The 11,059-nt window shown below is 72.8% G+C and carries 13 protein-coding genes and 1 pseudogene; 8 read left to right on the top strand and 6 right to left on the bottom strand.

Translation table 11 applies throughout. From position 1 onward, the window contains the following. Positions 1–43 precede the first annotated feature (43 nt). Positions 44–355, bottom strand: a complete 312-nt coding sequence (locus EFE23_RS25965; RefSeq protein ID WP_123243522.1) for a hypothetical protein — start codon at positions 353–355, stop codon at positions 44–46. 236 nt (positions 356–591) lie between these two features. Here EFE23_RS25965 and EFE23_RS25960 point away from each other — a divergent pair, with 236 nt between their 5' ends. Both EFE23_RS25960 and EFE23_RS25955 read left to right on the top strand, forming a co-directional pair. Further along, positions 592–1,380: a helix-turn-helix domain-containing protein gene (locus EFE23_RS25960; protein ID WP_123243521.1), complete on the top strand. Its 789-nt coding sequence runs from the start codon at positions 592–594 to the stop codon at positions 1,378–1,380. Next, entirely contained in the window at positions 1,371–1,559 is a 189-nt protein-coding gene (locus EFE23_RS25955) for a DUF397 domain-containing protein (protein WP_123243520.1), read from the top strand. The genes EFE23_RS25960 and EFE23_RS25955 overlap by 10 nt, the downstream gene beginning before the upstream one ends. Positions 1,560–1,574: 15 nt before the next feature. On the opposite strand, the gene EFE23_RS25950 is transcribed toward EFE23_RS25955, so the two are convergent. Further along, positions 1,575–2,390 carry an alpha/beta fold hydrolase gene (locus tag EFE23_RS25950; RefSeq protein WP_123243519.1) on the bottom strand — a complete coding sequence of 272 codons (816 nt, stop codon included), beginning with the start codon at positions 2,388–2,390 and terminating at the stop codon, positions 1,575–1,577. A 158-nt stretch (positions 2,391–2,548) separates the two neighbouring features. Between EFE23_RS25950 and EFE23_RS25945 the strand changes: the two genes are divergently transcribed. Continuing rightward, positions 2,549–4,009 (top strand): menaquinone biosynthesis decarboxylase, encoded by a 1,461-nt coding sequence (locus tag EFE23_RS25945; RefSeq protein ID WP_123243518.1) that lies wholly within the window; start codon positions 2,549–2,551, stop codon positions 4,007–4,009. After that, on the top strand, positions 4,009–4,911 hold the full coding sequence (gene mqnP / locus EFE23_RS25940) for a menaquinone biosynthesis prenyltransferase MqnP (protein WP_199737241.1): 903 nt from the start codon (positions 4,009–4,011) through the stop codon (positions 4,909–4,911). Before EFE23_RS25945 ends, mqnP begins: the two co-directional genes overlap by 1 nt. 24 nt (positions 4,912–4,935) lie before the next feature. On the opposite strand, the gene EFE23_RS25935 is transcribed toward mqnP, so the two are convergent. After that, positions 4,936–5,895, bottom strand: a complete 960-nt coding sequence (locus EFE23_RS25935; protein ID WP_123243516.1) for a terpene synthase family protein — start codon at positions 5,893–5,895, stop codon at positions 4,936–4,938. Positions 5,896–6,066: 171 nt separating this feature from the next. Between EFE23_RS25935 and EFE23_RS25930 the strand changes: the two genes are divergently transcribed. Next, positions 6,067–6,711 carry a UbiX family flavin prenyltransferase gene (locus EFE23_RS25930; protein WP_123243515.1) on the top strand — a complete coding sequence of 215 codons (645 nt, stop codon included), beginning with the start codon at positions 6,067–6,069 and terminating at the stop codon, positions 6,709–6,711. A gap of 23 nt (positions 6,712–6,734) precedes the next feature. On the opposite strand, the gene EFE23_RS25925 is transcribed toward EFE23_RS25930, so the two are convergent. Next, on the bottom strand, positions 6,735–7,001 hold the full coding sequence (locus EFE23_RS25925; RefSeq protein WP_123243514.1) for a BldC family transcriptional regulator: 267 nt from the start codon (positions 6,999–7,001) through the stop codon (positions 6,735–6,737). A gap of 268 nt (positions 7,002–7,269) precedes the next feature. Here EFE23_RS25925 and EFE23_RS25920 point away from each other — a divergent pair, with 268 nt between their 5' ends. The 3 genes from EFE23_RS25920 (at position 7,270) to cds1 (ending at position 9,926) form a co-directional block, all read left to right on the top strand. Next, positions 7,270–7,728, top strand: a complete 459-nt coding sequence (locus EFE23_RS25920; RefSeq protein ID WP_123243513.1) for an Lrp/AsnC family transcriptional regulator — start codon at positions 7,270–7,272, stop codon at positions 7,726–7,728. A 253-nt stretch (positions 7,729–7,981) separates the two neighbouring features. Continuing rightward, on the top strand, positions 7,982–8,812 hold the full coding sequence (locus tag EFE23_RS25915; protein WP_123243512.1) for an SDR family NAD(P)-dependent oxidoreductase: 831 nt from the start codon (positions 7,982–7,984) through the stop codon (positions 8,810–8,812). A 22-nt stretch (positions 8,813–8,834) separates the two neighbouring features. Then, complete coding sequence (gene cds1, locus EFE23_RS25910; RefSeq protein WP_123243511.1) at positions 8,835–9,926, top strand: L-cysteine desulfhydrase Cds1; 1,092 nt, start codon at positions 8,835–8,837, stop codon at positions 9,924–9,926. A gap of 22 nt (positions 9,927–9,948) precedes the next feature. On the opposite strand, the gene EFE23_RS25905 is transcribed toward cds1, so the two are convergent. Together EFE23_RS25905 and EFE23_RS28300 are read right to left on the bottom strand one after the other, a co-directional pair. Further along, a complete protein-coding gene (locus tag EFE23_RS25905; RefSeq protein ID WP_123243523.1) occupies positions 9,949–10,569 on the bottom strand; it encodes a putative glycolipid-binding domain-containing protein in 621 nt (206 codons plus the stop codon). A gap of 107 nt (positions 10,570–10,676) precedes the next feature. After that, positions 10,677–11,059: pseudogene (locus EFE23_RS28300) on the bottom strand (DEAD/DEAH box helicase); the annotation flags it as partial.

Genomic DNA, 11,059 nt, shown 5'->3' with positions numbered 1-11,059 from the left:
CGCCACGAACATCGCCGCCGCGACCCGCACCGCCAACCGACGATCAACCCAACTCATCGATGCCATCACATAGCGTCACCAGATTTACGCAATAGCCCTGGGCTGCCCAGCCGAGGAAGCGATCGTGCAGCGCTCCGGGCTTCGGCGCGTCGTGCGGGTTGAGCCGGTGCAGGTCTTCGACGGCGTTGTACAGCATCCCGGCGAGGTAGATCGACAGGGCGACGTGGCTGTTTCGGTAGTCGGCCAGGAGATTCAGCCGGGCCGTGGCGCAGGGCCACGGAGCACCACAGGCCCGGCAGAGCCACATCGGGCGGAGGGGGACGTGGAGCCGCGTGGGCTGCGGAGAGCCGGTCATCGGCGCCCTCCCTTTCTGGCAGCTGACTTGGAAGAGGGGCCGTCCGTCGCCGACGTGCCGGACGGCCCCTCCACGGTTCCGTCCGTCCTCTCGGATCGGATCCGGGCGGTTCCGTTGTGCACAGTCTGGTGAGGACGGGGCTACGCTCGGAAGGCATTTGGTCGCCCTGTGTGCCGGACCGGGTCGCCGGTGAGGTCGGTGAGAAACGCGGGGCGCGGTGGTGAGGAGAAGTGCGGATGGACGAGCGGTTGCGGGTGCTGATCGAGGAGCTGCGGCACATGCGGGCCGCCCGGAAGATGACCCAGGAGGAGCTGGCGAAGGCGATCAACTATTCGCCGTCGACGGTGGCGATGGTCGAGACCGGGGCGCGTAAGCCGCCGCCGGACTTCTGGGATCGGGTCGACGTCGCGCTCGACACCGGCGGCGCGTTCGCCCGGATGCTGGTCCGGTTCGGGTCGCCGCAGTGGATGCGGGAGTGGGAGGCCAACGAGCGGCAGGCGATCGTACTCCGGTCGTTCGAGAACATGGTGGTGCCCGGCTTGCTGCAGACCTCCGCCTACGCCCGCGCCCTGTTCCGCAGCATCGGCCTGTTCGACGAGGAGGAGGTGGAGCGGCGGGCGGCGGCGCGGCTGGAGCGGCAGGCGGTGCTGACCGGCGAGCGGCCGCCGCAGCTCGTCGCGGTGCTGGACGAGCACGTGCTGCGCCGTCCGGTCGGCGGCCCGCTGGTGATGCGCGAGCAGTTGTTGCGCCTGGTGAAGGTGGTCAATGACCATCCCCGGGTGCGGCTGCAGGTCGTGCCCGCCTCGGTCGGCGCATATACGGGTGTCGCCGGGGCCTTCGTGCTGGCTACGCTTCCCACCGGGGAGGATGTCGCCTACCTGGACGACCAGCTCAAGGGCCAGGTGATCGACCACACCGAGGACGTGCTGGCCGTCCGGGCGTCCTGGGAGTCGATCCAGGGCGAGGCGCTGCCGCCCCGACAGTCGATCGAGTTGCTAGCGAAGGTGGCGGAATCATGGAGCTGACCGGCGCCCGGTGGCGCACCAGCACCCGGAGCAGCACCAACGGCGGCAACTGCGTCGAGGTGGCCGACAACCTCCCCGGCGTGGTCGCCGTACGCGACAGCAAGGACCGCGACGGGGCCGTGCTGACCTTCAGCCCGGCCGCCTGGCGTGCGTTCGTGCACCTGGCCCGCGGCCGCTGACCTCCTCCCGCGGGTTCAGAGTTCGGCGGCGACCCGGTCGAGCCACTCGCCCATCAGGGCGTCGAACAGCGCCGGCTGCTCGATCTGCAGGTTGTGGCCGGCCACGTCGAGCACCGCGAACGTCGCCCGCGGATAGTGCGGCAGCAACGCGAACTGATCGAGGTAGCCCACGGCGTGGTCCTGCCGCCCGGTGAGGATCAGGGTCGGGCGGGTGAACGGCACCTCGCCCTCGGGGTCCTCGCTGAATGTCCAGCGTTGCCGGATGCGCGCCATCGCCTCGGTGTCGGCGACATCGAGACCGGCCAGGACCTCGCCGCGGAACCGTCGCAACGTCTCCGGGGTCTGCACGACCGAGATGTCCGCGAACTCCGCCGCTGTCTCGGCGTCGGTGGAGGCGAGCAGCTCCGGGTCCGGGCGCAGCACCTGCCGCTCCGGCACCCGCCGCTCGCTGTGCTCCAACGCGGTGCCGACGGGGCAGATCAGCGCCAGCCCGAGCACCTGCTCGGGCCGGGAGCGGACGAGAGCGCGCGCGAGGTAGCCGCCGTACGACTCGCCGACGAGCAGGAACGGCGTGTCGCCAAGGGCCTCGTCCACGAAGTCCTGCACTGCGGCGAGCACGTCGTCGGAGCTGGCGATCGACGGCGGCGCCGGGGACGCCCCCATCGCTGGCAGGTCGGGGTACAGCCGCCGGTACCCGGGGCGCCCGGCGAAGACGGGCTCCAGACAGCCGAGCATCAGGCGGTGGTCCGGCGTCCAGCCGTGCAGCGCGAGCACGGGCGTCCCCGCGCCTCGCTCGACGACGTTCAGGGCTACGGAGGTGCGGCGCGGCATCAGGTTCCTTTTTCTTCTCCGGCAACGGCTCCCGAATGCTGCCGCCGCGCACCGACAGATTCGGCCCCGATCGGGGCCGCTTGTGATGGAGCGCACACGGCGTCAGGCGGGTGACCCGGCTGGGGCGGGGTGGGAGCCGGTGGGGGAGACTGGCGGGTATGGCGGCTCGTGGCTTCCCGTACACCGATCTCAAGGACTTTCTCGCGGCGCTGGAGCGCGCGGGCGAGCTGCGGCGGGTGAGCGTCCCGGTCGACCCCACGCTGGAGATCAGCGAGGTGGTCACCCGGACCGTCCGGGACGGCGGCCCGGCGCTGCTCTTCGAGCGGCCGACCCGGGGCGAGCTGCCGGTGGCGATCAACCTGTTCGGCACCGAGAAGCGGATGGCGATGGCACTCGGCGTCGACTCGCTGGACGAGATCGGCGCGCGGATCGGCGGGCTGATCAAGCCGGAGCTGCCGGTCGGCTGGTCCGGCATCCGCGAGGGCCTGGGCAAGGTCATGCAGCTCAAGTCGGTGCCGCCGCGCAAGGTGAAGACCGCCCCCTGCCAGCAGGTGGTCTACCGGGGCGACGACGTCGACCTGAACCGGCTGCCCGGCCTCCAGGTCTGGCCCGGCGACGGCGGCATCTTCCACAACTATGGGCTGACCCACACCAAGCACCCCGAGACCGGCAAGCGCAACCTCGGGCTCTACCGGCTTCAGCAGCACAGCCGCAACACGCTGGGCATGCACTGGCAGATCCACAAGGACTCCACCGCCCACCACGCGGTCGCCGAACGGCTCGGCCAGCGCCTCCCGGTCGCCATCGCCATCGGCTGCGATCCGGTGGTCTCGTACGCCGCCACCGCGCCGCTGCCCAGCGACATCGACGAGTACCTGTTCGCCGGCTTCCTGCGCGGCGAGCGGGTGGAGATGGTCGACTGCCTGACCGTGCCGTTGCAGGTCCCGGCGCACGCGCAGATCGTGCTGGAGGGATACCTGGAGCCCGGTGAGCGGCTGCCGGAGGGGCCGTTCGGCGACCACACCGGCTTCTACACCCCGGTCGAGCCGTTCCCGGTGCTGCACGTCGAGACGATGACCATGCAGCGGGACGCCGTCTACCACTCGATCATCACGTCCAAGCCGCCACAGGAGGACCACGGGCTCGGCAAGGCCACCGAGCGGATCTTCCTGCCGCTGCTCAAACTGATGATCCCGGACATCGTCGACTACGACCTGCCCGCCGCCGGCGTCTTCCACAACTGCGCGATCGTCTCCATCCGCAAGCGCTACCCCAAGCACGCGCAGAAGGTGATGAACGCGATCTGGGGCGCCCACCTGATGTCGCTGACCAAGCTCATCGTGATCGTCGACGAGGACTGCGACGTGCACGACTACAACGAGGTGGCGTTCCGCGCCTTCGGCAACGTCGACTACGCCCGCGACCTGCTGGTCACCGAGGGCCCGGTCGACCACCTGGACCACTCGTCGTACCAGCAGTTCTGGGGCGGCAAGGCGGGCATCGACGCCACCCGCAAGCTGCCCACCGAGGGCTACACCCGGGGCTGGCCGGAGGAGATGACCATGTCGCCCGAGGTGGTCTCGCTGGTCGACAAGCGCTGGAAGGAGTACGGGATCTGATGACAGCCGTGCTGGAGCGGCCCGGCCGCGTCAAGTCCTTCCTCAAGCTGGTCACGATCGAGCACTCGGTCTTCGCGCTGCCGTTCGCGTACCTGTCGGCGCTGACCGCGATGCGGGTCGACGGCGGGCACGTCCGCTGGCTCGACCTGCTGCTGATCACCGTGGCGATGGTCGGGGCACGGACGTTCGCCATGGCCGCCAACCGGATCCTCGACCGGCGGATCGACGCGCGGAACCCGCGTACCGCCGGCCGGGAGCTGGTCACCGGGGCGGTGAGCGTCCGCACGGCCTGGACCGGCGCGGCCGTCGCGCTGGTGGTCTTCCTCGTCGCCGCCGCCCTGCTCAACCCGCTCTGCCTGGCGCTCGCCCCGCTCGCCGTGATCCCGCTGGTCGTCTACCCGTACGGCAAGCGGTTCACCAACTGGCCGCACGCCATCCTGGCGATCGCCCAGGCGGTCGGCCCGGTCGGCGCCTGGCTGGCGGTCACCGGCACCCTCGCCGGCTCCTGGCCGGCCTGGCTGCTCGGCGCCGCCGTCGGCCTGTGGATCGGCGGGTTCGACCTGATCTACGCCTGCCAGGACTCGGAGATCGACCGGGAGATCGGGGTGCACAGCGTCCCGGCCCGCTACGGCCGGCGCTTCGCCCTGCACGCCTCCACGGTGGCGCACGTGATCACGTTCGCGCTGTTCATCTGGTTCGGTGCGCTGGTCGGCTTCGGCTGGCTCTGGTGGATCGGGCTGGCGCTCACCGCGGCCGCCTTCGGCTACCAGCACCTGGTGGTCAGCCCGACCGACCTCAGCAAGGTCAACCGGGCGTTCTTCACCGCCAACGGCTTCGTCGGCATCGCGCTGTTCGTCTTCGCCCTGCTCGACCTGGTGGTCCGTCTCGGCCTGCGCCCCTGAGGCGAGGCGGGTGCCGGCGCCCGCTCAGGCGGCGGCCGGGTAGCGGGCGCTCTCCAGCGTCCAGTCGACGGTGCCCCGGACCGCGTTGGCCACCCCGTCGAGATAGGTGGTGACCGACTCGTCCAGCGCCGGACCGAACGACGGCACGGCGGCGCGTAACGCCGTGAAGCGCGCCATCTCCGCGCGCCAGCGCGCGGCGACCAGCTCCACCGCGTCCGCCACCGGCACGTCCCGCTCGGCGGCCACGGCCAGCACCAGGTTGTGCCCGCCGCCGGCGGCCCGGTCCCGGGCCAGCGAGGCGATGTCGTTGAACCAGGAGAGCAGGTCGTTGGCGAGCTGGCCGAGCCCGCGCAGCGCGGGGTGGTGGTAGACCGCGTCGGGCAGCGGACGGGCGGCGGCGAACTCGATCAGCGGGTACGCCACGTACGCCGCCGAGGTGGCCCGGCGCAGCTCCACGTACTCGTCGACCCCCGGCGGACGGCCGGTACGCCGGGCCACCGCCTCCCGCCAGACGCCGTCGAGGTGGTCGGCGACGGCGTCGGCGAAGCGCAACCGCCAGCGGGCCGGCATCCGGCGCCGGGGCTCCCGCCAGGCCCGCACCAGCAGCCGCCGCAGCGGGCCGGAGAAGCCGGGGTGCCGAGCCCGAGGGCCCTCCCGGAGCAGGGCGAGCGTGCCGTCCCGCAGCGCCCGGATCGGCGCCGGATCCGGCCGGCCCGGCCCGTCGCAGGCGTCGTCGACCAGGAAGAACCAGGTGAACAGCGCGGCCAGTGCCCGCAGGTCGGATTCGGTGGCGTCCGGATAGAGCCGGCCGGCGTAGCGGGCGAAGCCGGCCCGGGCCAGCCGCTGCCGGGCCGCGGGGCCCGGCGGCAGGTCGAGCCGGTCCAGCTGATCGACGAGCCAGTCCTGCACCCGATCGGCGTACGGGGAGAGCCGGGGCGCGATCGGGCAGTCGGACCGCAGCGACCGGAGCACGGCCTCCGTCATCACCCGGTCCCTCCCATGGACGTGAATCCCGACGGAAGCATGGCAGGTCGCCGGAAGCGGCGCCGCCCGGGTGGACATCATCGGTCGTCGTGGGACAACCAGGACGTCCCGGGACGCTTTCTCCCGGGGGTCCCCGTCCGGCTCGGGAGCCGACCAGGCAGGCTGGACGGTATGCGCGAACCATGGGTGGTCGGCGTCTCCGGGGCGTCCGGCACGCCGTACGCGGCCGCGGTCGTCCGCGGCCTGCTGGACGCCGGTGCGGCGGTGGACCTGATCGTCTCCCGGGCCGCCCGGCTGACCATCCTCGACGAGACCGGCCGCCCGTTCCGGGACGGGCACTGGGCCGAGGACCTGGCGGCCTGGCTGGGCCGCGACCTGGCCGATGCCGACCTGCGGCACTGGCCCGCCGGCGATCTCGCCGCCGGCCCCAGCAGCGGCTCCTACCGGGTACGCGGGATGGCGGTCGTGCCGGCGAGCACGGCGGCCTGCGCCGGCATCGCGATCGGACTCTCCAAGGACCTGTTGCAGCGCGCCGCCGAGGTGAACCTCAAGGAGCGCCGGCCGGTGGTGGTGGTGCCCCGGGAGACCCCGGTTACCCGCAGCCACCTGGAGCACCTCATCGCGCTGCACGATGCCGGCGCCGTGGTGCTGCCGGCCAGCCCCGGCTTCTACGGCGCGGGAGCGGCGGCCTCCGCCCAGCAACTGGTCGACTTCGTGGCCGGCAAGGTGCTGGACGCGCTCGGTGTGCCGCACACCCTGTTCCGGCGCTGGTCGGGTGAGCTGGCGGCGGCCCGACAGGACGCGGACCGAACCTGAGGCCCGATCCGCGCCCTGATCGGTCAGTACATGCCGGCGTTCGCCGGGCCGGGGCCGGTCGAGGCGGTCGGGCCCATGTTGCGCGCCCTGCCCATGTCCTCCGCCTCGTCCAGCATTCCCTCCCCTTCAAGCAGGGCCCGCACCTCGGATTCCCGAAACCGGCGATGCCCGCCTGGAGTCCGGATGCTGCCTATCCGGCCGGCCGCTGCCCATCTGGTCACGGTCTTCGGGTCAACCCGAAACAGCGCAGCGACCTCTCCCGGTGTCAGCAGGCGATCTCCAGTGTCCACAGCCCCCTCCTCGCGTCGACGAAGCCCCCGGCTGAACACACTGCCCCCGGCCGGTGCGAGCCCAGAGCCGTCATGAGGGACGTATGGCAATTACAGCACCGGCGACCTGGCCTGTCCGCCAAACGCGAAAAACGCACACGATGAGAAGTTAGTAAATGGTACCGGCGGTGAGCTCCCATGACGGTCCGTTTGTGAATGCCAACGTGATGTCATGTTCAACTGGTGCCGACCGTCTCACGTCACGGCGGAACGGATAGGGTCACTCTCCGTGGACGCGATCGACCTGAGCCTCGTGGAGCTGCTGCGCGGCAATGCCCGCCTGTCGTACGCCGAGCTGGCCCGCCAGGTGGGCCTCTCCGCCCCGGCGGTGCACGAGCGGGTCGGCAAGCTCGAGGCCGGCGGGATCATCCGGGCGTACCGGGCCGAGGTGGAGCCGGAGGCGATCGGCCTCGCGGTCACCGCGCTGATCGGCATCGTGGAGGACTCCACCGCCGACACCGATGACGTGCTGGAGGCGTTCCGGCAGATGCCGGAGATCGAATCCTGCTACTTCATGGCCGGGGTCGAGTCCTTTCTGCTCAAGGCCCGGGTCGGCACCATCGCCGAGTTGGAGCAGCTGATCGTCCGGCTGAACCGGACGCCGGGGGTGGCCTCCACCCGGACCGGCATCGCGCTGTCGACGAAGTGGGAGAACCGCCCCCAGCCGGTCGAGCTGCCCGCCTCCTGACCTCACGCTCCGTCAACGCCGGGGCCCCAGACCGCTCCTCCGCCCCGCTGCAAACCTGATGACGCAGACGACTCACCCGCCCGCGGGGTTGCCGCGAGGCGTGTCCGGGGCCGGCGGGGAGGTCGCGGGCCGCCGCGATTCGGGGCGTCCCCGCCCGGGGCGGAGTCCGGCGCGCCGAATCGTCGACGTCATCAAGTTTGCAGGTGGGTGAAGAGGTCTGGCCCCGGCCCGCGCGCGGCGCTACCGTGCGCCGATGACGATCTCGACGCGGGGCGCGGCCGTGGTGACCGGGGCGGCCGGCGGGCTGGGCCGGGCGATCGCCGCCGCGCTGCACGCCGACGGCTGGTCGGTCCTGCTCACCGACGTCGACGCCACGGCGGTGGCGGCCGCCGCCGCCCCGCTCGGCGGCTGGTCCCGCCCGCTCGACGTACGCGACGAGGCGGCCTGTGTCGAGGTGGCGGCGGAGGCGGCGGGCGCGACCGGCGGTCTGGGCCTCTGGGTGAACAACGCCGGCGTCCTGGCCACCGGTCCCGCCTGGACGCATGACGCGGCGACCCGCCGTCGGCTGGTCGAGGTGAACGCGCTCGGGGCGATGCACGGCACCCTCGCCGCGCTCGGCGTCATGCGGGCCCAGGGACACGGGCACGTGCTCAACGTCGTGTCCCTCGCCGGGCTGATCGCCGCCCCGGGCGAGACCGTCTACGCGGCCAGCAAGCACGCGCTGCTCGCGTTCAGCCTCGGCACCCTCACCGACCTGCGGATGGCCGGTGTCCGGGACGTACACGTGTCGTGCCTGTGCCCGGACGGGATCTGGACGCCGATGCTGCACGACAAGCTCGACGACCCCGGGGCCCTGGCCTCCTTCACCGGGACGCTGCTGACGCCGGAGCGGGTGGCCGCGCGGGCCGTGCGGCTGGCCCGCCGGCCGCAGCCGGTGGTCAGCCTGCCGCGCTGGCGGGGCGCCCAGGTCCGGCTCCTCGACACCTTCCCCCGGCTGGCCCTGGCGCTCGTCCCGGTGGTCCGGGCGGCGGGCCGGGCCGGTCAGCGCCGGCAGCGCCGCCGGACCCGTCCGGACGCGGGCTGACCTCGCTTGTAACGTTGCCGGCGTGACTCATCTCGACCGGTGTGACGAGGCCAGCCGGGCCTGGGTGACCGAGGCGATCGCCGCGGTCGAGGCGGACGCCAACCGCTCCGCCGACACCCACCTCCTGCCCTTCCCGCTGCCGCGGGAGTGGGGCATCGACCTCTATCTCAAGGACGAGTCGGTGCACCCCACCGGTTCGCTCAAGCACCGGCTCGCCCGCTCGCTCTTCCTATACGGGCTGTGCAACGGCTGGATCGGCCCGGACACCACGATCGTCGAGGCGTCCTCCGGGTCGACCGCGGTCTCCGAGGCGTACTTCGCCCGGATGCTGGGGCTGCCGTTCATCGCGGTCATGCCCGCCTCCACATCGCCCGAGAAGATCGCCCAGATCGAGTTCCAGGGCGGGCGCTGCCACCTGGTCGACGACCCGGCCAAGGTGGTGATCGAGGCGCGCTGGCTCGCCGAGGACACCGGCGGGCACTTCATGGACCAGTTCACCTACGCCGAGCGGGCCACCGACTGGCGGGGCAACAACAACATCGCCGAGGCGATCTACGCCCAGCTGGCGCTGGAGCGGCACCCCGTGCCGGCGTGGATCGTGGTGGGCGCCGGCACCGGCGGCACCAGCGCCACCATCGGCCGGTACGCCCGGTACCGGCGGCTGCCCACCAAGCTCTGCGTGGTCGACCCGGAGAACTCCGCCTTCTACCCGGCCTGGCAGGCCGGCGACTGGTCGGTACGCACCGACCGTGGCTCCCGGATCGAGGGGATCGGCCGGCCCTGCGTCGAGGCGTCCTTCCTGCCCTCGGTGGTGGACCGGATGGTCCGGGTGCCCGACGCCGCCTCGCTGGCCGCGATGCGGGCCGGGTCGACCGTCCTCGGCCGGCGGGTGGGCGGCTCCACCGGCACCAACCTGTGGGGTGCCTTCGGGCTGATCGCCGAGTTGCTCGCCGCCGGCCGGACCGGCTCGGTGGTCACCCTGATCTGCGATCCCGGCGACCGCTACGCCGACACCTACTACGCCGACGAGTGGGTCGCCGCGCAGGGCCTGGACCTCGCGCCACACCTGGCCACCATCGACCGGTTCCTCGACACCGGCGCCTGGCCGGCCTGACGGTCGCCGCCGGCCGGGACGGTCAGCGCGGGCCGATCCGCTCGGCCAGGCCCGGGTAGCGGACCACGAAGCCGTCCGGGTCCACGTCGAGGTCGGCGCTGAACGTGCCGCTGGCGAAGCGGATCCGCCCCGGGCCGAGCGAGGTGTAGACCTGCTCCGCGGGGACCACCAGCAGGCTGGGCACCAGGACCCAGGCCACGGTGATCTGCCGGGCCAGGTCCGCCGGGGCGCGGCCCAACCCGAGCCGGCGTACCGGGAGGGTGTTGAACAGCGGTGAGCCGCCCAGGTCCACGTCGAGCGCATCGGTCAGCTGGTCCGGTTCCTCCGTGCCCGGCAGCCCGGCAGCGGGGTGCCCGGCCGCCTCCAGCGCCGCGTCCAGGTTGCCCTCCTCGCCGGTACGCACCTGCCAGCCGTCCCCACCCCGCGCCAGCCGTACGCTCCGGGCCCAGCCGGCCCCCTCGACCTCGACCTCCAGCCCGCTGGCCGACCAGTCCGCGCCGACGGTCAACCGGTAGCGGCAGGTGTAGGGGATCGGGTCGACGGCCAGCGCGACGCCCTGCGCGGTGAGGCCCTGACGGTCGTCGAGAACGACGTGCTCGGAGCCGGCGGTGTCGGTCCTGGCCCAGAAGAGGGACTTCGGCATGGTCGGCATGAATCGGACGTTACGCCACCCGGCGGGTACCGGCACGGGATGCGGAAACGCCGCCGCCGGGCGGTTGCCCGACGACGGCGTCCCGTCGTGCCGTCAGCTCAGTGGGCGCGCACCGGCGGCCGCCCGCCGAAGCCCCGCCGATCGTCCCGGCCCCGTCCGTCCGGGCGGAAGCCGCCCCGGCGCTCCGGGGTCCGGAAGTCGCCGCCCCGCTCGCCGAACCGCCGGTCACCCCGCCCGTCCCGGTCGCCGAAACGCCGTCCGTCGGCCGGCCGGTCGTCGAAACCGCGCCCGCCGGTCGGCCGGTCGTCGAAGCGCCGGTCGCCCTGGGCATCGCGCTCGCCGGCCCCCCGGTGGCCGGTGAACCGGCGGTCGTCCCGGTCACCGAAGCGGCGCTCGCCGCGCTCCCGGTCGGACGGGCCCCGGTCGGCGAAGCGGCGCTCGCCGGCAGGGCGGCCGTAGCCCCGGTCCGGGCGGTCGCCGA

Origin of the sequence: Micromonospora solifontis, assembly GCF_003725545.1 — a bacterium.
GTDB lineage: Bacteria > Actinomycetota > Actinomycetes > Mycobacteriales > Micromonosporaceae > Micromonospora > Micromonospora solifontis.
The sequence above is the reverse complement of the archived record's forward strand: the minus strand, read 5'-3'. Positions and strand labels throughout refer to the sequence as shown.